The sequence below is a fragment of the Streptacidiphilus sp. MAP12-16 genome (genome assembly GCF_041262165.1).
Classification (GTDB): domain Bacteria; phylum Actinomycetota; class Actinomycetes; order Streptomycetales; family Streptomycetaceae; genus Streptacidiphilus.
In genome coordinates this window covers 376,855-401,828 of sequence record NZ_JBGCBY010000003.1, presented here as the reverse complement: position 1 = coordinate 401,828, position 24,974 = coordinate 376,855, and the positions used below count along the sequence as shown (strand labels likewise).

Below are 24,974 nucleotides of genomic sequence, written 5' to 3'. Positions count from 1 at the left end.
GTTCCGGGAAAGGGCGTCAGCCGCCGAAGCGGCGCTGCCGGGCGGCGTAGTCGCGCAGTGCGCGGAGGAAGTCGACCTTGCGGAAGGCCGGCCAGTACGCCTCGCAGAAGTAGAACTCCGAGTGGGCGCTCTGCCACAGCAGGAAGCCGGACAGGCGCTGCTCGCCGGAGGTGCGGATGACCAGGTCCGGGTCCGGTTGGCCGCTGGTGTAGAGGTGCCTGGCGATGTGCTCGACGTCGATTATCTCGGCGAGCTGCTCCACCGAGGTGCCGAGCGCCGCCTGCTCCTGCAGCAGCTTGCGAACGGCGTCCGCGATCTCGTGGCGCCCGCCGTAGCCGACGGCGACGTTGACGAGTATCCCGGTGTGGTGTGCGGTGGCCTGCTCGGCCTCCTTGAGCACGGAGGCGGTCTGTGCGGGCAGGAGGTCGAGGGCACCCACCGGGTGGACCCGCCAGTGGCCCGAGGCGGCGAGGCCGCGCACCGCCTCCTCGATGATGCCGAGCAGCGGGACGACCTCCTCCTGCGGGCGGTTGAGGTTGTCGGTGGACAGCAGCCACAGGGTGACCACCTCGACGCCGACCTCCTCGCACCAGCCGAGGAAGTCCGGGATCTTGTCGGCCCCGCTCTGGTGCCCGTCCACGGTCGACATCCCGGCGGCGCGGGCCCAGCGGCGGTTGCCGTCCAGCATCACGCCGACATGGCGGGGGACCCGGGTGCGGTCCAGGTGCGCTTCGACACGCCGTCCGTAGAGGCCGTATGTCAGCTGCCGGAGCACCGGCGTACGGCGGATCACCCTGCCCACGTCCATGGTTTTTTTGCGCCCCTCTACAGCTCGCCCCGGTGGGCCACCCTACTACTCCCGACTATTGTTCAATGAGCTGACAAAATCAGTCCACGCACGAAAGGCCACCCCCGATGATCCCAGCTCCGTACCGGGCCGCCGAGACCCGCTATGACAGTGGTTCACATGTCTCAGCGATGACCTACCGCAGGACCGGCCGCAGCGGTCTGAAGCTGCCGGAGATCTCGCTCGGCCTGTGGCACAACTTCGGCGACGACAAGCCGCTGGAGACCCAGCGGGCGATCCTCCGCCGCGCCTTCGACCTCGGCATCACGCACTTCGACCTCGCCAACAACTACGGCCCCCCGTACGGGGCGGCCGAGGCCAACTTCGGTCGGCATCTGGCTGCGGACTTCCGCCCGTACCGGGATGAACTGGTCATCTCGACCAAGGCCGGGTACGACATGTGGCCGGGCCCGTACGGCGAGTGGGGCTCGCGCAAGTACCTGACCGCCAGCCTGGACCAGTCGCTGCAGCGGATGGGGCTCGACTACGTCGACATCTTCTACTCGCACCGCTTCGACCCGGAGACGCCGCTGGAGGAGACAATGGGCGCGCTGGCGTCCGCCGTCCAGCAGGGCAAGGCCCTGCATGTGGGCATCTCCTCCTACAACGCGCAGAACACCCGCAAGGCCGCCGCGATCCTGCGCGACCTGGGCGTGCCGCTGCTGATCCACCAGCCCTCCTACTCCATGCTGAACCGCTGGATCGAGGAGGACGGGCTGCTGGACGTGCTGGACGAGGAGGGCGCCGGCTGCATCGGCTTCGCGCCGCTGGCGCAGGGGCTGCTCACGGACCGTTACCTCCACGGCATCCCCGAGGACTCGCGCGCCGCACAGGGCAAGTCGCTGGACCCGTCGGCGATCAACGACCAGACGCTGTTCAAGCTGCGGGCGCTGAACAAGATCGCGGGCGCGCGCGGCCAGTCCCTGGCCCAGCTCGCGCTGAGTTGGCTGCTGCGCGACCCCCGGATGACCTCCGCGCTGATCGGGGCCTCGTCGGTGGCACAGCTCGAGTCGAACGTCGCGGCGGTGCAGGGCGCGCCGCTGACCGACGCGGAACTGGCCGAGATCGACCGATACGCCACCGACGCCGACATCAACATCTGGGCGGCGTCCAGCGAGGGCTGAGCCCGGGACAAGTTGGTACAGACCGCATATGGAAGATCGATTCCGTATGCGGTCTGTACCTTTTTCGGGCCAACATCCCTGCCTGAGGCAGGTTTAACTGAACCTTAAAAGCAGCCCTGCACTCTTGACACCTCCACTGGTCTAGTCCAACTTGTGGGACAGGCTTCACCCGCTGTCTTCCCCTCCCCCACATTGAGGACAGATCTATGGCATCCCCACGTCGCGCCCTGGGCGCGGTCACCGCCTGTGCCACCACACTCGGGCTCGGCCTCGCCGGGTTGGTCGCCTTCACCGGCGGCGCAAGCGCGGCCAGCACCAACCTGGTCGTGAACCCCGGCTTCGAGACCGGATCGCTGTCCAACTGGAGCTGCGACGCGGGCACCGCAACCGTCGTGGGCTCCCCCGTGCACTCCGGCTCGCACGCCCTCGCTGCCACCCCCACCAGCAGCGTCGACGCGCAGTGCACCCAGACCATCAGCGTGCAGCCCAACTCCTCGTACTCGCTGAGTGCCTGGGTGCAGGGGCCGTACGTGTACCTGGGCACCAGCGGCGACGGCACCAGCGACGTGAGCACCTGGTCCAGCAGCAGTTCCTGGAACCAGCTGAGCACGAGCTTCACGACCGGCGCGTCGACCACGAGCGTGACGGTGTACCTGCACGGCTGGTACGGGCAGGCCACCTACTACGCCGACGACGTGACGCTGACCGGCGCCGCCGGCCCGAGTCCGAGCGCCAGCGCCAGCGCGTCGGCGAGCCCGAGCGCCAGCGCCAGCCCGACCGCCAGCGCGACGCCGACCCAGAGCGCCACGCCGACGCCGACCCCCACCCCGACCGCCACCTCCACCGGCGGCACCGGCGGTACCGGCAAGCACAAGGTCACCGGCTACTGGCAGGACTTCGACAACGGCGCGACCGACCAGAAGATCAGTGACGTCAACTCGGCGTACGACATCATCGCGGTCTCCTTCGCCACCGCCGACCCCAACAACACCGGCGGGATCACCTTCTCTCTCGACCCGACCCTGCAGAGCAAGCTCGGCGGCTACACCGACGCCCAGTTCAAGGCCGACATCGCCGCCAAGCACGCGGCGGGCAAGAAGGTCGTCCTCTCGGTCGGCGGCCAGAACGGCACCATCACCGTCGCCAGCTCCACCGCCGCGACCAACTTCGCCAACAGCGCCTACTCGCTGATGCAGCAGTACGGCTTCGACGGCGTCGACATCGACCTGGAGAACGGCCTCAACTCGACCTACATGGCGCAGGCCCTGCACTCCCTGGCGAGCAAGGCCGGCTCCGGCTTCGTGCTCACCATGGCCCCGCAGACCATCGACATGCTGACCGCCAGCTCCGACTACCTGGCCACGGCGCTGCAGGTCAAGGACGTCCTCACCATCGTCAACACCCAGTACTACAACTCCGGTTCGATGAACGGCTGCGACGGCGGCGTGTACTCCGAGGGCACGGTGGACTTCATCACCTCGATGGCCTGCACCGCCATCCAGGCCGGGCTGAGCCCCAGCCAGGTCGGCATCGGCGTCCCCGCCTCCAGCAGCGCGGCGGGCAGCGGCTACGTCCAGCCGAGCGTCGTGGAGAACGCCCTCAACTGCCTCGCCAAGGGGACCAACTGCGGCACCTTCAAGCCCAGCACCACCTGGCCGGGCATCGGCGGCGTGATGACCTGGTCGACCGCCTGGGACGCCAGCAACGGCAACCAGTTCGCCAACAACGAGGGTGCGTTCGTGCACGCGATGCCGTAGTCAGGTCGCCGTGAGCGCCACCGCCAGTAGCGCTCCCAGCAGCAGGAACGGTCCGAAGGGAAGCTCGTCGCGACGCCTTGCCCGGCGTGCGACGAGCTTCCCTGTTCCGTAGATCCCGGAGAGCAGGAAGCCGAGGAAGACACCCTCGAAGAGGACCGTGAAGCCGTACCAGCCGAGCACGGCGCCCACCGTCAGCCCCAGCGTCGCGTCCCCGAGGCCGAACGGCAGCGCCAGCGCCATCAGCCAGAACACCGCCCACACCCCCGCCGCGCCGTACAGCGCGTGCAGCGGCGAGCCGGTGCGGTCGCCGAGCAGCGGCGCGACGGCGAGCAGCAGCAGCGTCCCGGCGGCCGAGGGGTAGGTCAGCGGCTGCGGCAGCCGGTGCTCCGCCACGTCGACCAGCGCCAGCGGGACCGCGAAGGCAGCCGCCCAGAGCAGCGCGAGGACGTGCCAGTGCACGCCGCAGGCCGCGGCCGTGGCGCCGAGCGCGACAGCACCGAGCAGCGCCACCCGGACCCCGGACGGCGCCTCGGCCGTGTAGCGGGCGACAGCACGCTGCCCGGGCCGGTACAGGACCGCCCCGAGCGCGCCGCCGGCGGCCACCAGAGCGGCGAAGGACCCCACCATGTCGCCCCCTCTCGACTGTGGGGCCCACGCTAGTGGTACCTCGGCGCGCGGCGTCAGCCGGTGACCGCGAGGGCGTCGATCTCCACCAGCAGTCCGGCGGGGAGGCCGACGTACACCGTGGTCCGGGCCGGGTGGCCGCCCTCGGGGAGGACCTTGGCGAACCACGCGTCGTAGACCGCGTTGAGCTCGGCGAAGTGGCCGGTGTCGGTGAGGTAGACGCGCATCATGATCACGTCGCCCCAGCCGGAGCCGCCCGCCTCCAGCACCGCGCCGACGTTGCGCAGGGTCTGCTCGATCTGCTCGCGCAGCCCGGGGCCCACCGGCGTACGCGTGTCAGGGTGGAAGCCGACCTGCCCGGCGACCTGCAGCAGCCCGCCCTTGGCGAGGCCCTGCGAGAAGCTGGCGGCGGGAAGAGGGGCCTGGTCGGTGTGGACGACAGTCTTGCTCACGGGTGCTGCTCCTCGGTCCGGGGAATGCTGTACGGACGAACTCCTGTACGGCAGGATATGCAACGAGCGTTGCAGCTTCTGCAATCCCCCGCCAGAACCAACCCGGCACCACCCCCTGGAGCACCATGGACACCGCAGCACTCCAGCAGCTCGGCAGCACCGTCGTCGACTGGCGCTTCAAGGGTCTGCCGCCCCGGTACGAGGGGTCGACGGTAGCGGAACTGGCGGCAGCGAGGGTGAGCCTGTTCGAGGACGGTTTCACGACGCCGGTGCTGACCCTCGACGCGGACGCCCTGCGCCACAACCTGGAGCTGATGGCCCGCTGGTCCGCCGCCCACGGCCTGGCATTCGCCCCGCACGGGAAGACGCCCCTCGCCCCGCAGCTGTACCAGCGTCAGCTCGCGCTCGGCGCCTGGGGCATCACCGCCGCCATGCCCTCCCACGTGAGGATGTACCGGGCCTTCGGCGTGCAGCGGGTCTTCCTCGCCAACGAGCTGGTGGATCCGGCGGCGCTGGCCTGGCTCTCCACGGAGCTCGACGCCGACCCGGACTTCCGCTTCGTCTGCTACGTCGACTCGGAGCGCGGGATCGCGCTGATGGAGGAGGCGCTGTCCCGTGCCGCAGCCCGGCGGCGCGTGGACGTCGTCGTCGAGCTCGGCGCCGACGGCGCGCGCACCGGGGCCCGAGGACTGGAAACCGCGCTCGACCTGGCCCGGAAGGTCGGCGCAGCCGAGCACCTGCGCCTCGTCGGCGTCGCCGGCTACGAGGGCACCATCGCCGCCGACGCGACTCGCGGGGCCGTCCGGGACTGGCTCGGCGCACTGGTGGAACTGGCCCGCCGGATCGACGCCGCAGGTCACTTCGACGACACCGACGAGATCGTGGTCAGCGCCGGCGGCAGCGAGCACTTCGACCTGGTCGCCGAGGCGCTGACGACCGACGCGCTCAAGCTGAGCAAGCCGACCCTGCGACTGCTGCGCAGCGGTGCGTACGTCACCCACGACCACCTGCACTACGCCGCGATCACGCCGCTGCGCGAAGCGGGCGAGCGGCTCCGCCCCGCCCTGCGGCTGTGGACCCAGGTCGTCTCCCGCCCCGAGCCGGAGCTCGGGCTGCTCAACGCGGGGAAGCGCGACGTCCCCTACGACCTGGGCCTGCCCGTGCCCACCCTGGTCCGTGACCAGCACACCGGCGAGGTCCGCGAGGCCGCCGGACTGACCGTCACCAAGCTCGCCGACCAGCACGCCTTCGTCCAGCTCGGACCCGAGGCGCAGATCGAGGTCGGCGACTGGGTCGCCCTGGGCCTCTCCCACCCCTGCACGGCGTTCGAGAAGTGGCAGCTCATCCCCGAGGTCGAAGCGGACGGCACGGTCAGCGACTACATCCGCACCTTCTTCTGATGCCGTCCGGCCGCGCTGCTCCGGTCCCGCGCGGGGCCCTCGTCCTGCGCGGGGCCCTGGTCGTGGACGGCAGCGGCGGTACGCCCTACCGTGCCGACACCGTCCTCACCGGCGGCCGGATCACCGCGATCCACCGGGAGACCGACTCCGGCCCCCGCCCCACCGCGACGCGCAGCATCGACGCCGACGGCCTCGCCCTCACCCCCGGGTTCGTCGACATGCACGCGCACTCCGACCTGGCGCTGCTCACCGACGCCGCCCACGAGGCCAAGACCGCACAGGGCGTGACCCTCGAGGTCCTCGGGCAGGACGGCCTCTCCTACGCCCCCGTCGACGACACCACCCTGCCCGGGATCCGGCGCCAACTCGCCGGCTGGAACGGCGATCCCGACTCCCTGGACTGGCTCGACCCGAAGCGGACCTGGCGCAGCGTCGGCGAGTACCTGGACCGGCTCGACCGCGGTCCACACGGCGAGGGCATCGCCGTCAACGCCGCCTACCTGGTCCCGCACGGCACCCTGCGGGCGCTCGTCTGCGGCTGGGCCGACCGCCCGGCCACCCCCGCCGAGCTGCGACTCATGAACGAGCACCTCGCCCGGGGCCTCGCCGAGGGCGCGATCGGCCTCTCCGCCGGGCTCACCTACTCCCCTGGGATGTACGCCGGCACCGCCGAACTCGTCTCGCTGTGCCGCACCGTCGCAGCCTTCGACGGCTACTTCTGCCCGCACCACCGCTCCTACGGCGCCCACGCCCTGGACGCCTACGCGGAGATGATCGACGTGGCCAGGCAGGCGAACTGCGCCCTGCACCTCGCCCACGCCACCATGAACTTCCAGGTCAACGCGGGCCGCGCGGCGGAACTGACCGAACTCCTCGACGAGGCCCTGGCGGGCGGGGTGGACCTGACCCTCGACAGCTACCCCTACCTTCCCGGGTCCACGACCCTGGCCGCCCTGCTCCCCGGCTGGGCGTCGGCCGGCGGCCCCGAGGAGACCCTGCGCCGCCTCGCCGACCCCGCGGCACTGGTCGCGCTGCGCACCGCGATGGAGGAGCTGGGTTCGGACGGCTGCCACGGAGTCGTCGCCGACTGGGACGCGGTGCAGGTCAGCGGCGTGCGCACGCAGGCGCTGCGGCCGGCCGTCGGTCTGACGGTCACCCAACTGGCCCGCCGGGACGGCGTCGAACCCTTCGCCGCCTTCGTCGCGCTGCTCCGTGACGACGCGCTCGGGACCACGGTCCTCCAGCACGTCGGCCACGAGGAGAACGTCCGCGCGATCATGCGCCACCCCGCGCACACCGGGGGCAGCGACGGCCTGCTGGTCGGCGACCGGCCGCACCCACGGGCCTGGGGCACCTTCCCGCGCTACCTCGGCCACTACGTCCGCGAGCAGGGCGTGCTCGGTCTGGCCGAGTGCGTGCGGCACCTCAGCGCCGGCCCAGCCCGCAGGCTGCGGCTGCCGGACCGGGGCCTGGTCCGCGTGGGCTATCGCGCCGACCTCGTCCTGCTGGATCCGCTGACAGTGGCCGCCGGGGCGGACTACGAACACCCGCGAACGCCGCCCGTCGGCATTCCCTATGTCCTGGTGAACGGCGTGCCGGTGATCGAGGACCACCGGCGCACCTCGGCCACGCCCGGACGGGCCGTCAGGCGGAGCCCGGTCAGGACGACGGGGTGACGGTCAGAGCGTGCACCAGCCCGGCCTGGGCCGGCACGGTGACCGACAGGATGTGAGTCTTCGGGTTCCAGGTGCTGGTGTAGTCACCGTTGAGCTGGACATCGCCGCCGCGCGGGAAGTCGGACGGCGGCAGGTAGACGTCGGTGCTGCCGGTCACACCCGCCTTGTCCCGCCAGCTCACGGCGAGTTCCAGGGTCGCCTTGTCGTAGCTGAACGACACCGGCTGGCCGGCGATGGCACGCGGGTACGCGGTGGCGAGGACCCCGGCCACGTCGGACGGCTTACCGTCGACCTGCCAGGGCGACCAGGTGCCCGGGTCACTGGACCAGTACGCCGAACCGATCATCATCTGGTCGATGAGCTGCTGGACGTGGTCCACGTACAGGTGGGTGCCTGGCTGCGTCGCATCCAGGCCCCACTCGCCGAGCAGCACCGGCGCGTCCATCCTGGTCGCCGTCCGCTGCACCTGGATCACCCAGGAGGCGAGCGAACGGTCCGTCAGGAAGGTGTTGCTGCCGGTGTAGGTGCCGCCGAGGTCGATCGGGGCGGGGTAGAGGTGCGGGGCGTAGCCGATCCGGGCGTCGCCCTTGCGCGGATCAGCGAGTTTCGGCAGCGCGCTGGGCATGGCCCAGTTGGCGGAGAACGCCTCCGGCTCCACGAACAGCCAGTGGTTCGGGTCGACGGCCCGGATGGCGTCGATGGTGCGCTGGTAGAACGCCGCCAGCGGCCCCGACTCGAACGCGGGGCCCTGCACGGAGCCGCCCCAGGGCTCGTTCATCAGGTCGTAGCCGACGACGGTGTCATTGGCGGCGAAGTAGGTCGCGACATGGGCCCAGGCCGCCGCGTAGTGCTGCTGCAGTTCGGGGTGGCCGGGTGTGGTGCCCCAGAACTCGTCGAAGGCGTGCACCACGCCGGGCTGGGTGTACGTCAGTTCCCAGGGGTTCTGAACGTTGGCGGGCAGTCCTCCGCTGACCGTCGCCCAGGCGGGGGCGCCGTTGCCGCCGACGGCGGGGCCGTAGAGGTCCTGGTGCATGTCGATGAGGACCCGGTAGCCCTGCTGGCGGTACCAGTCGACGCGCTGGGCGACCTGCGCCAGATAGGCGTCGTCGTAGACGCCGGGCTCCGGCTCGACCTGGCGCCACTGGATCAGGTAGCGCACGAAGTCCGTTCCCAGCTGGTTGTATTCGCTGGCGACATCCGCCTGCTTGATCCAGGGCATTCCGTCGGGGGAGGTCTTCGCACTGCTGGAGGTGTTCAGTCCGTACAGGATCAGTGCCCGGCCCTGGCCGTCGGTAATGAATCGTTCATGCCACGGCCCGGACCCCGAAGGTCCCGGCGCCACAGCCGCCAGCAGTCCGACCCCGCAGCCCAGAACCACCAGGTTCACCAGCCAGCGTCGCAGCCGACCTGCCATCCCCATACCCCGCCCCCATAGTGCTGATCTGGGAGATCCTAGATCGCGGGAACCTTACATCCCAGACCTTCAATGTCCTGATTCTGTACCGGATTCCAACCTTGGGAATCCCTGGGATTCGCTGTCCAGACCTCTCGTCACGGCACTAGAGTCCGCGGCATGGCCATGATCCAGCAGTACCCTGCGCGCCTGCGCGCGACCCTCGCGCACGCCCTGTCCGGGCGGAAGGTCGCCTACGCGGGCGGCGCGGTAACACTGCTGATGGTGCTGCTGTTCGGGTTGAACCCGATGCTGCTCTGGATCACGGCCAACTACGGCTTCCTGCTGATACCCAGCGCCCTCGGCGTCCCGCTGCTGCTGCCGGGTCTGCGGTTCACCCCGCTACCCGACCAGAGTTGGACCGCCCTGGGCTGCGAGGACTTCGCCGCGCTGCTGCTGGTCGGCACGGTGGTCCGGCTGCTCGCCCGGCACCGCCGCCTCTACCCCAGCTCCGGGCGGCTGCACCGGTTCTTCGCCGGGTGGGGCGCGCTGATGGTCGGCGGCCTGCTGGCCGGCCTCTTCCGCGGCCTGGTCGTCGCCCGGATGGTCGAGGCCGGGCCGCTGGGTTACTTCGGCTACCCCGCGCTGGGTGCTCTCTCCGCACTCCTGTGCACGCTGCTGCTGGGGTGGATACCAGGTCTCGCCGCGGTCTTCGCCGTGGTCCCCGCCGCCGCGGTGGACCGGGCCAGGGAGTGGTGGGCGGAGAGCGGCCGGCTGGTGCTGGTGTACCTGGTCGAGCCCGCCACCGAGCTGGTCCACGACTGGCGCGACCGCCTGCGCAAGCACCTGGACGACTGGCGGCACGACCGGCGGCACGACGCCGCAAACCCTCGCGGGACGACCCCCGAACCCCCGGCATGACGCTGCAAACCCTCGGCATGACGCTGCAATCCCCCGGCATGACAAAAACCACAAGGCGTCGAGCAACGTAGCCCCGTAGAGTACCGAGCCATGCAGGTGATCCAGTCCAGCAAGCTCGCCAATGTCTGCTACGACATCCGCGGTCCGATCCTCGACGAGGCCATGCGCCTCGAGGACGAGGGGCACCGGATCCTCAAGCTGAACACCGGGAACCCGGCACCCTTCGGCTTCGAGGCACCCCCCGAGATCCTGCACGACATCCTGCGCAACCTCGCCGGCGCACACGGCTACGGCGACTCCAAGGGCCTGCTCGCAGCCCGCCGCGCGGTGGTCATGCACTACGAGGACCGCGGCCTGGAGGGCCTGAGCGTCGACGACGTCTACATCGGCAACGGCGTGTCCGAGCTGATCCAGATGTCCATGCAGGCACTGCTGGACGACGGCGACGAGGTCCTCGTCCCCGCGCCCGACTACCCGTTGTGGACGGCCTCGGTGAGTCTGGCCGGCGGCACCGCCGTGCACTACCGCTGCGACGAGCAGGCCGACTGGTATCCCGACCTCGCCGACATCGAGGCCAAGGTCACCGACCGCACCCGCGGCATCGTGATCATCAATCCCAACAACCCGACCGGCGCGGTCTACTCCGACGAGTTGCTGCGCGGCATCACCGAGATCGCCCGCCGGCACAACCTGATCGTCTACTCGGACGAGATCTACGACAAGATCCTCTACGACGACGCCACGCACACCCCGACCGCGCTGTTCGCCCCCGACCTGCTCTGTCTCACCTTCAACGGGCTGTCCAAGGCGTACCGGGTCGCCGGGTTCCGCTCCGGCTGGATGACCATCTCGGGCCCCAAGGAACACGCCCGCAGCTACATCGAGGGCCTCGGCATCCTGGCCAGCATGCGCCTGTGCGCCAACATGCCGGCCCAGCACGCCATCGCCGCCGCCCTCGGCGGACGCCAGTCGATCAAGGACCTGATCCTCCCCGGCGGACGTCTGCTGGAGCAGCGCGACGCGGCGTGGAAGCTGCTGAACGACATCCCCGGTGTCTCCTGCGTGAAGCCCCGTGGCGCGCTCTACGCCTTCCCCCGGCTCGACCCCAAGGTCTACCGGATCAAGGACGACGCGCAGATGGTGCTCGACCTGCTGAAGCAGGAGCACATCTACGTGGTCCAGGGCACCGGGTTCAACTGGCCGGACCCGGACCACTTCCGCCTGGTCACCCTGCCCAGGGTCGAGGATCTGACGGACGCCGTCACCCGTATCGGCACCTTCCTGGACGGCTACAAGCAGCCCTGACCAGGACCAGCATGTGGGACACCATCCTTCCTTAGACTCCGTCCAAGTTAGGATGGTGTCCCACTTCCGTTTTCCTGCCAGAGGGCGCCCCATGTACGAACAGCCCAAGATCGTCCAGGCGCGGCGGCGCAGTCTCGCCCACGCCTACAACAGCAACGCCCACAACAGCAGCGCCCGCTCCACCACGGCGCCCGGCGCCCATGGCGCGCAGCTCGCCGGCCACCTCGCCGCGCTGCGCAGCGCCACCGAGGCGGTCCGCCGGGCGACCACCGGCGCCGCCGAACTGACCGAGCTCGACGCGGCACTGCGGGAGATCGGGGCGCGCGTCACCGAACTCTCGTCGGCCAATGCGCCCGCCAGGTCGGCCGCGTCCGCGTCCGCCTCCGCGAAGTCCCTGGCCGAGCTGCACGACCAGGCCCATGCGCTGGCCGGACGGCTGCTGGTGGTCGCCGCCGCGCAACAGGACACCGTCACCGCGATGCTGGCGTGCCGCCGCATGGATGCCCACGCGGCGGCACGCCGACAGCTGTCCTGACGCCCGGTCAGGCCAGGCGCTCGACCAGCTTCTCGTACTCGTCCCACAGCTCCTTCGGCGTGTGCTCGCCGAAGAGCTCCAGGTGCTCGGGGATCAGGGCGGCCTCCTGGCGCCAGATCTCCGGGTCCACGCTCAGCAGCAGGGCCAGGTCGTCCTCGCTGATGTCCAGACCGTCCAGATCCAGCGCCGCACGGGTGGGCAGCACGCCGATCGGCGACTGCACGCCCTCGGCCGCGCCCTGCAGCCGCTCGACGATCCACTTGAGCACGCGGCTGTTCTCGCCGAAGCCCGGCCAGACGAACTTGCCGCCGGCGTTCTTGCGGAACCAGTTCACGTAGTAGATCTTCGGCAGCTTGGCGGCGTCCGCCTGCTGGCCCAGCTTCACCCAGTGGGCGAAGTAGTCGCCCATGTTGTAGCCGCAGAACGGCAGCATGGCGAAGGGGTCGCGGCGCAGCTCGCCGACGGTGCCCTCGGCCGCCGCAGTCTTCTCGCTGGCGACGTTGGCGCCGAGGAAGACGCCGTGCTGCCAGTCGAAGGACTCGGTGACCAGCGGGACGGCGCTGGCGCGACGTCCGCCGAAGAGGATTGCCGAGATCGGCACCCCGGCCGGGTCCTCCCACTCGGGCGCGATGATCGGGCACTGCGAGGCGGGCACGGTGAAGCGCGCGTTGGGGTGCGCCGCCGGGGTACCGCTCTCCGGCGTCCAGTCGTTGCCGCGCCAGTCGATCAGGTGCGCCGGGGGCTGCTCGGTGAGACCCTCCCACCACACGTCGCCGTCGTCGGTCAGGGCCACGTTGGTGAAGACCGTGTTGCCCCACATCGACTCGATGGCGTTGGCGTTGGTGTCCGCGCCGGTGCCCGGGGCCACCCCGAAGAAGCCGAACTCGGGGTTGATGGCGTGCAGGCGGCCGTCCGCCCCGAAGCGCATCCAGGCGATGTCGTCGCCGATGGTCTCGACCTTCCAGCCCGGGATCGTGGGCTGGAGCATCGCCAGGTTGGTCTTGCCGCAGGCGCTCGGGAACGCGGCCGTGATGTACACCGGCTCACCGCCCTTGCCCTGGACCACCGGCGGCGTGAGCTTGAGGATCAGCATGTGCTCGGCGAGCCAGCCCTCGTCGCGCGCCATCGTGGAGGCGATCCGCAGGGCGTAGCACTTCTTGCCGAGCAGCGCGTTGCCGCCGTAGCCGGAGCCGTAGGACCAGATCTCGCGGGTCTCCGGGAAGTGCGAGATGTACTTGGTGTCGTTGCAGGGCCACGGCACGTCGGCCTGGCCCTCGGCGAGCGGTGCGCCCAGGCTGTGCACAGCCTTGACGAAGTCGCCGTCCGCGCCGAGGAAGTCGAGCACCGCCTGACCCATCCGGGTCATGGTGCGCATGGAGACGGCGACGTAGGCGGAGTCCGTGATCTCGACGCCGCACGCGGCGAGAGGGGAACCCACGGGGCCCATGCTGAAGGGGACGACGTACATCGTCCGGCCGCGCATGGAGCCCTCGAACAGACCTCCACTGTGACCCACACCGAAGATCGCCCGCATCTCGGCGGGCGCCTTCCAGTGGTTGGTGGGACCGGCGTCCTTCTCCTGCTCCGAACAGATGAAGGTACGGTCCTCGACGCGGGCGACATCGCTCGGGTCGGAGGCGGCGTAATAGGAGTTGGGCCGCTTCTCGGGATTGAGCTTGCGGAACGTTCCCTTGTCGACCAGGAGTTCACACAGGCGCTGGTACTCGGCTTCGGAGCCGTCGCACCATTCGATTCGATCCGGCTGGGTGAGCTCTGCGATCTCCTGGACCCAGGCGAGCAACCGTTTGTGCTGCGTGGGTGCGGAGGTGGCCAGGGCAGAGTTCTCGTACGGCACGATCGCTCCGTTTCACGCCGAATCGTCCTTGATCCGGCGTCGGGGGTTGAGGGTCTTGGCAGCGTAACGCCGATATCCCTAAAGCGACATACCGCCCCCGCTCACCGAAAGTGACGCAGCGCACACCCCGGGCGTCCGCTTGGGTGACGAATCCGGAAATCAGGGGCATGCCCGGCGTCACTGAGTGATGATTCACACCCTCCGGCAACCATCTACCAACCAGTAACCTACGGTCCCGTAGGTAAGGTGAGGGCCGTCACGCCAGGCCCGAACACCGTGGAGGCAGCCTTGCCCGCCGAGCCCACCGCTTCCCCCGGTTCCACCGCCGCCGAGGCACTGCCCGACGCACCCTTCAAACCCAAACTGCGCGGCTGGCTGCACGCCGGGATGTTCCCCGCGTCCGTCGCCGCCGGGATCGTCCTCATCTGCCTCGCCGACTCCCCGCAGGCACGCATCGCCTGCGCCGTCTACTCCGCGTCCGCGTGGATGCTGTTCGGCATCAGCGCCCTGTACCACCGCTTCACCTGGGGTCCACGCGGTGAGGCGATCCTGCGGCGGCTCGACCACAGCAACATCTTCCTGATCATCGCCGGAAGCTACACCCCGTTCACCATCCTGCTGCTCAACGGCGGCCGTCAGCAGTTGCTGCTGTGGCTGGTGTGGATCGGCGCGCTCGCCGGGATCGCCTTCCGGGTGTTCTGGGTCGGCGCGCCGCGCTGGCTCTACACGCCCTGCTACATAGCGCTGGGCTGGGCGGCGGTCTTCTTCCTGCCCGACTTCCTGCGCACGGGCGGCATGGCCGTGGTCGTCCTGCTCGTCGTCGGCGGGCTGCTCTACAGCGCGGGCGGCGTCATCTACGGCCTGAAGCGGCCCAACCCCTCGCCCCGCTGGTTCGGCTTCCACGAGGTCTTCCACCTCTGCACCCTGGCGGCGTTCATCGTCCAGTACGTCGGAGTATCCCTGGTCGCCTACTCGGCGGCCGCCTGACCGCGCACCACCCCCGAACGCAGCGCCCTTCTCCGCTCCAGGAGGAGGGCGCTCTGCCTCGAACGCGCCTTCAACGCCCTCGCCAGGGGTCAGCTCCTGAGGCTCGCCGCCAGCGCTGATGGATCGGTGACCGGGGCGTCGCAGGTGAAGTGGCGGCAGACGTAGGCGGTGGGCAGGCCGTCGCGGAGCGGGCGGTCGGCGAGGAGCGGGACCGAGGTGCTGCCGGGCTCGCCGAAGGCGAGCACCGCGCCCGGCGCGGTGGCGAGCAGCGCGGTGCGGCGCAGCGCAGCCGTGGCCGGATCGTCGGCGGCGCCAACCACGGCGATCTCGCGCGGCCCGTCCGCGTAGGCCTCGGCGACGGCCAGGCCCCAGCCGATGAAGCGCGGCGCGCGCGAACCGAGCGCGGTCACGATGCCGAGCGCGCCCGCCGCGGCTTCGCGGTGGCGCTGGGAGCCGGTGAGCGCCGCATAGCTGAGCAGCGCACCCGCTGCGGCGGTCCAGCCGGAGGGGGCGGCGTTGTCGGTCGGGTCCTGGGGACGCCGGATCAGCTTCTCGGCGTCGGCGGCGGTGTCGTACAGCGCGCCCGACGCCGGGTCGGCGAAGTGGTCGAGGACGGCGTCGAGGAGCACGCCGGCCAGGGTGAGCCAGGCTTCCTCGCCGGTGACGGAGTAGAGGGCGAGGAAGCCCTCGGCGGTGTCGGCGTAGTCCTCCAGGACGCCCGCGTTGGTGCCCGGACGTCCGTCCCGGGAGGTGCGCAGCAGCCGGCCCTCTGCGGTGAGGTGGACGCCGACCAGCAGGTCGGCCGCGGCGAGCGCGGCCTCGACGTAGTCGGGACGCTCCAACAGCGCGCCGGTCTCGGCCAGGGCGGCGACGGCGAGCCCGTTCCACGCCGCGACGATCTTGTCGTCGCGGGCGGGGCGGGGCCGGGTGGACCGCACGGCGAGGAGCCGGACCCGGACGGACGCGAACCAGTCGGGACCGTCGGCGTGGTCTTCGGCCTGGTCGGCGTCGTCGAGTAGCTGGAGCACGGACATGCCCTGCTCGAAGGTGCCCTCCGGCGTCACCGTGAACAGTGCCGCAGCCCGCGCCCCGTCCTCGGGGCCCAGCGCGTCGGCGAGTTGCGCCGGCGTCCAGGCGTAGAAGACGCCCTCGTGGTTGTGGCCGTCCGGGCCGGGACTGTCGGCGTCCAGCGCCGAGGCGAAACCGCCCTCGGGAGTGCGGAGTTCGGCGAGCAGGAAGTCCGCGGTCTCCAGTGCGATCCGTCGGGCCAGGTCGGACCCGGTGGCCCGCCAGAGGTGGAGATAGACGCGGAGCAGCAACGCGTTGTCGTAGAGCATCTTCTCGAAGTGGGGCACCACCCACTCGGCGTCGACCGAGTAGCGTGCGAAGCCGCCGCCGAGCTGGTCGTAGATGCCGCCGCGGGCCATCGCCTCGCAGGTGCGCTCGACCATGCGCAGTGCCGAGGCCGAGCCGGTCGCGGCGTGGTGCCTGAGCAGGAACTCCAACGCCATGGAAGGCGGGAACTTGGGTGCGCCGCCGAATCCGCCGCGCTTGTCGTCGTACTCGCGCCCGAGCGCGACGGCGGCCTCGTGCAGGTCCGACTCGGTCGGCGGCTGCTTCCCTGCCGCCCCGTAGACGTCGCCGCGCGACGCCAGGTCGGCCGCGATCTGCGCGGACACCTCGCCGACCTCGTCCCGACGGTCCGTCCACGCGGCGTGGACGCCTTCAAGCACCTGCTGGAACGACGGCATCCCCTGCCGCGGCGCGGGCGGGAAGTACGTCCCGAAGTAGAAGGGCTCCCCGGCGGGGGTGAGGAACACCGTCATCGGCCACCCGCCGTGCCCGGTCGCGGCCTGCACGGCCTCCATGTAGACGGCGTCGACGTCGGGCCGCTCCTCCCGGTCCACCTTGATCGGCAGGAAGTGCTCGTTGAGGTACGCGGCGAGTTCAGCGTCCTCGAAGGACTCGTGGGCCATGACATGGCACCAGTGGCACGCGGCATAGCCGACCGACAGCAGAACGGGCACGTCCCGGCGGCGCGCTTCCTCGAAAGCCTCCGGTCCCCATGGCCACCAGTCCACCGGATTCTCGGCGTGCTGGAGCAGATAGGGAGAGGTCGCGCTGGCCAACCGGTTCACGCGGCCCAGCCTCTCACACCCCGCGACTCGGAACCCGTAGCCGGCCTGCCCCGCGAAAAGCGGCGGCGATGCAGATGGCCAGGGCCCGCGCGAGCCGCGTGGGGGTCAGTTCGAGGGTGTCGGGTTCGTCCGTGAGGTCGTCAGGCGCCTCTGCCATGGTGCACCTCCGTTTCCCATCGGCTGTCTGGGCGGGGAGTTCGATGTCGTGGGCGCGCGGGCGCGCGCCGGGTGGTGGCCGGGACCGTCCTGTGCGGCGGTCCCGGCCGCAGGGCGCCGCGGTCAGCCCACGTCGGCGACCAGACCGACCTTCTCCACTCCGAAGACGGCGACGGCCTCGTCGTTGTCCGGGCGGTCACCGCTGACGCCCACCGAGCCGAGCAGTTCGCCGTCCTGCCCCCGGACGAGCACGCCGCCCCGGGAGGAGGCGACACGGCCCTCGGAGATCGCCGCCAGCGCGGCGAAGAAGGCGGGATCACGGGTGGCGTGCCGCGCTCCGGCCGCGCCGCCCGCGCCCATGCCGAGGCAGCCCCATGCCTTGGCATGGGCGATCTGCGGGCGCAGTATGCCGGCGCCGTCCTCCCGCTTGACGACCTGCGGGTGGCCGCCCGGGTCGAGCACGGTGATCGTCAGGGGTCGCAGTCCCAGTTCGCGCGCGTGGCTCAGCGCGGAGTCCACGATCTCGGACGCCTGGGCCAGGGTCAGTCCACTCATGTGTGTTGCTCCTCTGCTTTCTCCTCGAATCTGATCCCGCCGTCGGTGGTGACGATGTCGAACTGGTCCGAGGGCACGGCCGGCAGCTGGATCGGGGGCAGGCCGACGCTGTACAGCACCAGCTCGTCGGTCGCGACGAAGCGCGCCTTCTCCCCGGGGTCCGCCTCCACCGCGCCGAGCCTGCCGATCTCGGTGTCCTCGACCGTGCCGGCACCCGAGAGGACCACGGTCAGCCGACGCGCGTCCTCGCTGGTGGAGACCCACTCGGCACCGGCTTCGATCGTGATGAACTCGATCCAGAACTGCCGCTCGGTGTACGTACCGATGTGCTTGCGCTCCACTCCGGGCCACTCGGCCACGGGCAGATAGCTGAAGTGTGTCGGGTTGCTGACGACCACTCCGTTGTAGCGCGGCCGCGGGAACTTGACCTCCTGACGCGCGCGCCGCTCGGCCTGCGCCTCCTTGTTGTCGGGGCCGCGACCGCGGCCGGCCCCCATGCCGAGCCCGGACGCACCTGCGAACTGCAGCACCAACTGCAACTGCTTCGGGGTGCCGAGCGGGTCGTCCTGCGGCCCGTATGTCTGGCCCTCGGGGAAGTAGCCGACCTCGCCCTCGCGCAGGATGCCCTGCTCGCCCAGGTTCATGTCGCCCACCAGCGGCAGACGGATCTGCTCGAAGGTGTGGCAGTGCCGGGGCATGAGGAAGTCGGCCTCCTGGCGGCCCAGGATGTAGCGGTAGTTCTCGAGGGGCTTGCTCCTGTCGCCCATGAGCAGGTAGTTGAACGACACCGTTCCCCTGGGGTGGTCCATGCGGAACGCGTTCTCGTCGAACGGCGCGATCTTCATCGCTGTCCTCCGTTGTCTGGTGGTTGCCGTGCGCGACCTTCGCGTCCGATGGGACCGTCGCGCGAACGGGAGCGATGACTGCCTGCGATCGACCGGGCCGGCATCCGCCCGTTTCCACAGCGTGAGCGCCCTCCTGGCTGGCCTCCGGCCGTCGCCTCACCTAGAGAACCTTCCTAGTAGGTTTCCGTCAAGGTAGGTGGCGAGGTTGCGGAGAACCCCCAGGAATCGCCGGCGGAACGCCCTCGACGGAGCACAGCCGGCAAGGATTGAATCAACCTACTAGGTAGGTTACCTTGCTTGGGGTGGGCCACCGAGGTCCCCTGGGCCGTAGCGGTCCGGACGACACTGGGGAGTGGCATGTCCGTGCCTCACGCCGCGAAGCTGTACCGCGGCCGGGTGGCCGACCAGATCGTCGAGGATCTGCGCGAGCAGATCCTCAGCGGCGCCTTGCCGGACGGCTCCCGACTGCCGGCCGAGCGGGAACTGGCCACGGCCTACGACGTCAGCGGCCCCACCATCCGCGAGGCAATCCGGGTGCTGTCCGCGATGGGCCTGGTCAATACCCGCAACGGCAGCAGGGCGACGGTCGCCGCACAGGGCGACACCCTGCTCGCCATGTCCATCGCCTCCGTCGTGCAGGTCGAGAAGGTCGGCGCCGGGGAGGTCCTCGGCCTACTGGGCGCGCTCAACGCGTACGCCGCGGAGCTGGCCACGCAGCACGCCTCCGACGAGGAGATCGCCGACCTGCGGGCCGCGGCCGAGGAGACCGCCTCGACCGAAAGCGTGGAGCAGTCCTCCGCCGCGCTGCACAACTTCTTCGTCGTCCTCTCCGGGATCTCCCACAACCCGCTGCTGGCCGCGCTGTGCCGGTTCATCGCCGAGGTCCAGATCGGGCTCGCGGTCAAGATGTCCGGTGGCGAGGGCGGGGACTGGGGGCAGGTCGCGGGTGCGCTGTACCCGGAGCGGTTGCGGATCGTGGACGCCATCGCCGGTCGCGATCCGGTCATCGCAGCCTCCGTGGTCCGCGACTACCACCGGCAGGTCGTCGAGCGGATCCGATCCGTCCGCAAGGGCGGGGAGCCTGCCGGGTCCGATGCCGGGCTCACCGAGGCGCTCACCGCGTGGCTGCGGACGAACGCGGGGATTGGCGGTCAGGTCTCGAGCCGCAGGAACGCGCCGTCCTGACGCGCAGCCGTTCGGGGCGCGGGCCGTCCAGGGCTTCAACGCCCGGACGCCGCCGGGGGCGGCTCGGATGGTCCGAGCCGCCCCCGGCGGGGTGGTGGTGCGGGGTCAGCCGCGGGAGCTGCCGAAGCCGAACAGGTACGACAGCAGGTAGGCGGGGGCCGGGGTGCCGACGCCCGTCACGTCGTCGTAGCCGCGGGTCGCCGACAGGGAGGAGTCCTTGCCGAGCGAGCGGATCGAAGTGACCAGGCCGTTCGAGGCGTCCACGCCGTTGCGGAAGTCCACGCGGACGTCCGCCAGTTGGGTGTTCTTCCCGAGCGGGTGGTCGGTGACGTCATGGAAGGCCGGGGTGCCGTACTTCTCGTAGATCGCCGGGTTGGCGAAGCCGAGCGGGAAGCCGTTGGCCTGCTGCGCCAGCGCCTGGATGCCCGCGAACAGGGGGCTGGCCAGGCTGGTGCCGCCGATCCGGAACTGGCCGTACTTCACCGAACCGTCCGGGAAGGTCTGGGTCTGGCCCATCAGGAAGCCGGTGTTCGGGTCGGCGTCCGCCGCGACGTCCGGCACCACCCGGTTCTTGCCGCCGTTGACGGCGGCCAGCGCGGAGGGAACCACCCGGTCCTGGTACCAGGGCTCGGCAGACCGCACGCTGGTACCGCCGCCCGCGCCGCTGGTGTAGGCGCCGGGGAAGTTGATCCAGCTCTTGCCGTCAGGGGCGAGGAGCGCCTTCTCCGTGCCCCAACCCGTCTCGAACGAGTAGGAGTTGTGCTTGTCGACGGCCAGCGAGGTGCCGCCGACGGCGGTCACCCAGGGCAGCGAGGCCGGCATGTCGGACTGCTTGGTGCCGGTGTTGGCCAGCTCGTCGCCGTTGTCACCGCTGGAGAAGTAGAAGCCGATGCCCTGGATCGCCCCGCGGGTGAAGGTCTGGGTGTAGACCGCGTCCAGGGTCGGGTCGCTGGCGTTCTCCGGCTCGCCCCAGGAGTTGGTGACGATGGTGGCGAGGTGGTTGTCGACGATCTTGTTCAGGGCGTCGAGCAGGTCCGTGTCGTAGCAGGAGGCGGCTCCGACATAGGTGATTCCGGCGGCCGGCGCCATCGCGTGCACGGCCTCCACGTCCAGCGACTGCTCCCCGTACCAGCCGGAGGCTCCGCAGTCGGTGTCCGCGGTGTGGGTCCACTGCGCCGCGTCGACCTGGGTCAGCTGGTTGTGGCGGTACGCCGCGTCGCCGTTGTTCGCGGCGTAGGTACGGGCGTCGGAGACGATGGTCGGCGAGTCGTAGGCGTCCACGATGGCCACCGTGACGCCCTTGCCGGTGAGCCCGGTCCAGGACGCGCCGTAGGCGGAGCGCAACTGCTTGCCGGTGTAGCCCTTGATCACGTACGGAGCGACCGAGCCATAGGCCTTCGGCGTGCCCTTCGCGATGGCAGAACCGTAGTAGGACGAGAACGGGCCGGAGTTCACGAAGGCCGCGGCCGGCCCCGGCAGGGTGTCGCTCGGGGTCACGCTGTCGTGCTTGGCCTTGGCCGGGGCGGTGCTGAGCCCGCTCACCGAGAGCACCATCGAGGCGACCGAGGCCGGTGCCGAGGCCTCGGTGGCGGGGGCCCGGTAGACGTGGCCGTCCTTGGCGTAGGAGTGCAGCTGCACCGCGAAGGCGCGCTGCGCGGCGGCCGCGTCACCCTGGACGGTGATGTAGTGCGCGTTGCTCTCGGTGACCTTGAGCCCGGACGAGGTGAGCCAGGCGCTGACCGCGGATATCTGCTGCGCAGTGGCGTCGAAGCGCTGCGCCACCTGTTGGGCACTCAGGTAGTGCCCGTAGTCGGCGGACTTCGGGTCCGACACCGACCGGGCCAGGGCAGCCAGCCCGGCCTGGTCGCGACCGGCCAGGTAGACCCGGGCGGTGACCGGTGCGGAGGCCGCGGTGAGGCCGCGGTCCGTGGACGCCTGGGCCCAGGCGGGCTTGGTCGCTGGCAGGACCGAGCGGCCCTGGGGGGAGACGGCGTGGGCCGGCACCCCTGTCGCGACGGCGGCCGCCAGCAGCGGCAGGGTCGCCGCCACGGCAATACCGGCACGCCGACGAGATCCTCTGATGCGCATCAAACACCCTTCATGTTGATGGGATGTCAAGGACCGCGGCCCAGTTGTGAGGGACACGGGATCGCACGGGTCGAGCGTTGCTGTGAAGCGCTCACGACAGGGAATCTGTTCTGTGACGATTGGTCAAGAGCGCGACGCACACATGTGTGAGGTGCGTGTGCGACTGAACGGGCGTGATGGGGCGACCATGAACACGGTCGGTGAGGGTCCAGCGTGAGGGTTGGACGACGGCAGGTGCTTCCTGCGGCTTCAGGACGAGCGCCGTCGCGGTGTCCGCTTTGCGCGGACGCCCCTCGGCTGCTGTGATGGTTGGTCGTGACCGCTAACGACGACCAGACCCGGCGCACAGTCGACGCCGTCTGGCGGATCGAGTCGCCGCGGCTCATCGCCGGGCTCACCCGCATCGTCCGCGACATCGGCATCGCCGAGGAGCTCGCCCAGGACGCCCTGGTCGCAGCACTCGAACAGTGGCCGGAGGCGGGCGTCCCGCGGAACCCCGGCGCCTGGCTGATGGCCACCGCGAAGCACCGCGCCATCGACCTGCTGCGCCGCAACGAGCGGCTCGCGCGCAAGCTCCAACTCCTCGGCCACGAGCTGGAGATCGAGCAGCAGAAGCAGGGGGACGAGCCGCCCGGCGGGACCGGCCCGGCCGAGGACATCGAGGACGACCTGCTGCGCCTGGTCTTCATCGCCTGCCACCCGGTGCTGTCGCAGCAGGCGCGCGTCGCGCTCACCCTGCGGCTCCTCGGCGGCCTCACCACCGAGGAGATCGCCCGCGCGTTCCTGGTCCCGGAGTCCACCGTCGCCCAGCGCATCGTTCGCGCCAAGCGCACCCTGGCCAGGGAACGCGTCCCCTTCGAGGTCCCGTACGGGCCCGAACGCGCCGAACGGCTCGCATCCGTCCTCGAAGTCGTCTACCTGGTGTTCAACGAGGGCTACTCGGCCACCGCGGGCGACGACTGGATGCGGCCGGCGCTGTGCGAGGACGCGCTGCGGCTCGGCCGGGTCCTCGCCGGGCTCATGCCCGAGGAGCCCGAGGTGCACGGGCTGGTCGCGCTGCTGGAGATCCAGGCGTCCCGCTCCGCCGCCCGTACCGGCCCGTCGCGTGCCACCGTCCTGCTGCTCGACCAGGACCGCTCGCGCTGGGACCAACTGCTCATCCACCGTGGCTTCGCCGCCCTGGCCCGCGCCGAAGCGCTGGTGCACTCCCGTGGCGACGCACCCGGCCCCTACGTCCTGCAGGCGGCCATCGCGGCCTGCCACGCGCGGGCGGTCACCGCGGAGGACACCGACTGGGCCCGCATCGCCGAACTGTACGAGGCCCTCGCCGCCCGCACCGGGTCCCCCGTGGTGGAGCTGAACCGGGCGGTCGCCGTCGCCATGGCGCAGGGCCCGGCCGACGGACTCGCCCTGGTCGACGCCCTGGCCGCCACCGATGCTCTGAAGGGCTATCACCTGCTGCCGAGCGTGCGCGGAGACCTCCTCGCCAGGCTCGGCCGCCACGCCGAGGCGCGCCAGGAGTTCGAGCGCGCCGCCGCACTCACCCGCAACGGCGCCGAACGCGCCCTCCTGCTGGAACGTGCCAAGGGCGGGTAGCCCCGATGTCGCGGCCGGCTGGTCAGGTTGCAGCGGTCAGGTTGCAGCGGTCAGGTCGCAGCGGTCAGGTCGCAGCGGTCAGGTCGCGTCGGCCTCGCGGAGGCCCTCGGACCACTTCTCCTCGACCCGACCGAAGCGCCACACCAGGAGGGCGACGGCCCAGGTGGCGACGAAGAGGCCGACGATGACGAAGCCGACGCTGTTGAGGTCCAGGCCGGCGACCCAGCCGATCGGGCCGTGGGTGATGTTCAGCTGGCCGGCGAGCAGCGAGGTGAGCTCGATGCCGCCGATGATGACGGCGACGGCGACGCTCAGACCGGTGATGGTGATGTTGTAGTAGACCTTGCGGACGGGCTTGGAGAAGGCCCAGTCGTAGGCGAAGTTCATGAAGGAGCCGTCGATGGTGTCGAGCAGCGACATCCCGGCGGCGAAGAGGATCGGCAACGTGAGGATCGCGTACCAGGGCAGCGCGAACGCGGACGCGCCACCGGCCAGGACCAGCAGCGAGACCTCGGTGGCGGTGTCGAAGCCGAGCCCGAACAGCAGGCCGACCAGGTACATCTGCCAGGGCTTGGTGACGGTCCGCATGATCGGGCCGAGGATGCGGTTCATCAGGCCGCGCTTGGAGAGGTGTTCTTCCAGCTCGACCTCGCTGTAGCTGCCCGTGCGCATCTGCCGGAAGACCTTGAGGATGCCCGCGAGCACCACCGCGTTGAGCACCGCGATGATCATCAGGAAGCTACCGGACACGGTGGTGCCGATCAGGCTGGTCCAGTGCTGCAGGCCGCTGGAGCTGTTCTCGACCTGCCCGGCAAGGGCCCTGACGCCGAGCGAGAGCAGCGCGCAGAGCCCGAAGACCACCGAGGAGTGGCCGAGCGAGAACCAGAAGCCGACGGAGAGCGGCCGCTGCCCGTCGGCCATCAGCTTGCGGGTGGTGTTGTCGATGGCGGCGATGTGGTCGGCGTCGAAGGCGTGCCGCATGCCGAGGGTGTAGGCGGTGACGCCCATCCCCGCGCCGAAGAGCTGGGTGCCGACGGTGTAGTGGGCCGGTGCGACGACGGCGAGCAGGGTGAACCAGCCGACGAGGTGCAGCCCGGCGATGAAGGCCGCCATGCCGCCCATCCGGGCCCACTCGCGACGGGTCAGCGCCCCGCGAATCCGTGCGACCGTACCCGCCATGGCACACCCCTCCTGGTCAGTGATGACCTGACCACGTTAGGGGCTGGCGATGTGCAGTTGCAAGTAATGTGCAATAGCGACTGATGGGCTACTGCTTGTCGTCGTCCTCGGGCTGCTCGGTGAAGTTCACCCTGCCCAGGGAGCGGTTCATCGCCTTGAGGATCCACCAGGTCCCCACGCCCAGCGCGGCGAAGACGACGAAACCGAGGACGCCCGGGGTGACCTTGTTGTTGTCCAGGGCGAGGAGCGTGGTGGCGGTGTGCACGGCAGCAGAACTCATGCCCCTATCGTCCCCCCACCGCTCGGCGGCGGGGGGACCGGGGTCGGCGTGTCCGCCGGCCGCGCAGGAAGCGCAG

22 protein-coding genes are annotated in these 24,974 nt (G+C 70.5%); 10 read left to right on the top strand and 12 right to left on the bottom strand.

Features of this window, described 5'->3' with window-relative positions; genetic code table 11:
- Positions 1-16 precede the first annotated feature (16 nt).
- Positions 17-808, bottom strand: coding sequence for an isoprenyl transferase (locus ABIA33_RS05700; RefSeq protein ID WP_370077727.1), 792 nt, complete (start codon positions 806-808; stop codon positions 17-19).
- Between the two features lie 170 nt (positions 809-978).
- On the opposite strand from ABIA33_RS05700, the gene mgrA reads away from it, so the two are divergent.
- A complete protein-coding gene (gene mgrA / locus ABIA33_RS05695) occupies positions 979-1,971 on the top strand; it encodes an L-glyceraldehyde 3-phosphate reductase (protein WP_370077778.1) in 993 nt (330 codons plus the stop codon).
- Positions 1,972-2,177: 206 nt separating this feature from the next.
- On the top strand, positions 2,178-3,728 hold the full coding sequence (locus ABIA33_RS05690; protein ID WP_370077725.1) for a chitinase: 1,551 nt from the start codon (positions 2,178-2,180) through the stop codon (positions 3,726-3,728).
- Here ABIA33_RS05690 and ABIA33_RS05685 read toward each other — a convergent pair whose 3' ends face one another.
- Together ABIA33_RS05685 and ABIA33_RS05680 are read right to left on the bottom strand one after the other, a co-directional pair.
- Complete coding sequence (locus tag ABIA33_RS05685) at positions 3,729-4,355, bottom strand: prepilin peptidase (RefSeq protein WP_370077723.1); 627 nt, start codon at positions 4,353-4,355, stop codon at positions 3,729-3,731.
- Positions 4,356-4,408: 53 nt separating this feature from the next.
- Positions 4,409-4,804 (bottom strand): Rid family hydrolase, encoded by a 396-nt coding sequence (locus ABIA33_RS05680; protein ID WP_370077721.1) that lies wholly within the window; start codon positions 4,802-4,804, stop codon positions 4,409-4,411.
- Positions 4,805-4,929: 125 nt separating this feature from the next.
- Here ABIA33_RS05680 and ABIA33_RS05675 point away from each other — a divergent pair, with 125 nt between their 5' ends.
- Both ABIA33_RS05675 and ABIA33_RS05670 read left to right on the top strand, forming a co-directional pair.
- Positions 4,930-6,204: an alanine racemase gene (locus ABIA33_RS05675; protein ID WP_370077720.1), complete on the top strand. Its 1,275-nt coding sequence runs from the start codon at positions 4,930-4,932 to the stop codon at positions 6,202-6,204.
- Complete coding sequence (locus ABIA33_RS05670) at positions 6,204-7,880, top strand: amidohydrolase family protein (protein WP_370077719.1); 1,677 nt, start codon at positions 6,204-6,206, stop codon at positions 7,878-7,880. Before ABIA33_RS05675 ends, ABIA33_RS05670 begins: the two co-directional genes overlap by 1 nt.
- Here the strand turns inward: ABIA33_RS05670 and ABIA33_RS05665 are convergent.
- Positions 7,864-9,300: a cellulase family glycosylhydrolase gene (locus ABIA33_RS05665; protein WP_370077718.1), complete on the bottom strand. Its 1,437-nt coding sequence runs from the start codon at positions 9,298-9,300 to the stop codon at positions 7,864-7,866. The genes ABIA33_RS05670 and ABIA33_RS05665 overlap by 17 nt on opposite strands.
- 153 nt (positions 9,301-9,453) lie before the next feature.
- Here ABIA33_RS05665 and ABIA33_RS05660 point away from each other — a divergent pair, with 153 nt between their 5' ends.
- From ABIA33_RS05660 to ABIA33_RS05650, 3 genes are all read left to right on the top strand, one after another.
- A complete protein-coding gene (locus ABIA33_RS05660) occupies positions 9,454-10,194 on the top strand; it encodes a hypothetical protein (RefSeq protein ID WP_370077717.1) in 741 nt (246 codons plus the stop codon).
- 90 nt (positions 10,195-10,284) lie between these two features.
- The gene (locus ABIA33_RS05655; protein WP_370077716.1) at positions 10,285-11,499 is read left to right on the top strand and encodes a pyridoxal phosphate-dependent aminotransferase; all 1,215 of its coding nucleotides are present in this window, start codon (positions 10,285-10,287) and stop codon (positions 11,497-11,499) included.
- Positions 11,500-11,590: 91 nt separating this feature from the next.
- Positions 11,591-12,034 (top strand): hypothetical protein, encoded by a 444-nt coding sequence (locus ABIA33_RS05650; RefSeq protein WP_370077714.1) that lies wholly within the window; start codon positions 11,591-11,593, stop codon positions 12,032-12,034.
- A 7-nt stretch (positions 12,035-12,041) separates the two neighbouring features.
- Here ABIA33_RS05650 and ABIA33_RS05645 read toward each other — a convergent pair whose 3' ends face one another.
- A complete protein-coding gene (locus tag ABIA33_RS05645) occupies positions 12,042-13,889 on the bottom strand; it encodes a phosphoenolpyruvate carboxykinase (GTP) (protein WP_370077712.1) in 1,848 nt (615 codons plus the stop codon).
- Positions 13,890-14,177: 288 nt separating this feature from the next.
- Between ABIA33_RS05645 and ABIA33_RS05640 the strand changes: the two genes are divergently transcribed.
- Positions 14,178-14,876 (top strand): hemolysin III family protein, encoded by a 699-nt coding sequence (locus ABIA33_RS05640; protein ID WP_370077710.1) that lies wholly within the window; start codon positions 14,178-14,180, stop codon positions 14,874-14,876.
- Positions 14,877-14,965: 89 nt separating this feature from the next.
- On the opposite strand, the gene ABIA33_RS05635 is transcribed toward ABIA33_RS05640, so the two are convergent.
- From ABIA33_RS05635 to ABIA33_RS05620, 4 genes are all read right to left on the bottom strand, one after another.
- Positions 14,966-17,014 (bottom strand): thioredoxin domain-containing protein, encoded by a 2,049-nt coding sequence (locus ABIA33_RS05635; RefSeq protein WP_370077708.1) that lies wholly within the window; start codon positions 17,012-17,014, stop codon positions 14,966-14,968.
- A gap of 13 nt (positions 17,015-17,027) precedes the next feature.
- The gene (locus tag ABIA33_RS05630) at positions 17,028-17,171 is read right to left on the bottom strand and encodes a hypothetical protein (RefSeq protein WP_370077706.1); all 144 of its coding nucleotides are present in this window, start codon (positions 17,169-17,171) and stop codon (positions 17,028-17,030) included.
- 122 nt (positions 17,172-17,293) lie between these two features.
- Entirely contained in the window at positions 17,294-17,725 is a 432-nt protein-coding gene (locus ABIA33_RS05625) for a heme-binding protein (protein ID WP_370077704.1), read from the bottom strand.
- Positions 17,722-18,570 carry a hypothetical protein gene (locus tag ABIA33_RS05620; RefSeq protein WP_370077703.1) on the bottom strand — a complete coding sequence of 283 codons (849 nt, stop codon included), beginning with the start codon at positions 18,568-18,570 and terminating at the stop codon, positions 17,722-17,724. The genes ABIA33_RS05625 and ABIA33_RS05620 overlap by 4 nt, the downstream gene beginning before the upstream one ends.
- A gap of 357 nt (positions 18,571-18,927) precedes the next feature.
- Here ABIA33_RS05620 and ABIA33_RS05615 point away from each other — a divergent pair, with 357 nt between their 5' ends.
- A complete protein-coding gene (locus ABIA33_RS05615; RefSeq protein ID WP_370077701.1) occupies positions 18,928-19,755 on the top strand; it encodes a FadR/GntR family transcriptional regulator in 828 nt (275 codons plus the stop codon).
- A gap of 105 nt (positions 19,756-19,860) precedes the next feature.
- Here the strand turns inward: ABIA33_RS05615 and ABIA33_RS05610 are convergent, their stop codons facing one another.
- Positions 19,861-21,843, bottom strand: a complete 1,983-nt coding sequence (locus ABIA33_RS05610; RefSeq protein ID WP_370077699.1) for a protease pro-enzyme activation domain-containing protein — start codon at positions 21,841-21,843, stop codon at positions 19,861-19,863.
- A gap of 309 nt (positions 21,844-22,152) precedes the next feature.
- Between ABIA33_RS05610 and ABIA33_RS05605 the strand changes: the two genes are divergently transcribed.
- Complete coding sequence (locus tag ABIA33_RS05605) at positions 22,153-23,439, top strand: RNA polymerase sigma factor (protein ID WP_370077697.1); 1,287 nt, start codon at positions 22,153-22,155, stop codon at positions 23,437-23,439.
- Between the two features lie 78 nt (positions 23,440-23,517).
- Here ABIA33_RS05605 and ABIA33_RS05600 read toward each other — a convergent pair whose 3' ends face one another.
- Together ABIA33_RS05600 and ABIA33_RS05595 are read right to left on the bottom strand one after the other, a co-directional pair.
- Positions 23,518-24,618, bottom strand: a complete 1,101-nt coding sequence (locus ABIA33_RS05600; protein WP_370077695.1) for a HoxN/HupN/NixA family nickel/cobalt transporter — start codon at positions 24,616-24,618, stop codon at positions 23,518-23,520.
- An 88-nt stretch (positions 24,619-24,706) separates the two neighbouring features.
- Positions 24,707-24,898 carry a hypothetical protein gene (locus tag ABIA33_RS05595; protein WP_370077693.1) on the bottom strand — a complete coding sequence of 64 codons (192 nt, stop codon included), beginning with the start codon at positions 24,896-24,898 and terminating at the stop codon, positions 24,707-24,709.
- Positions 24,899-24,974 lie beyond the last annotated feature (76 nt).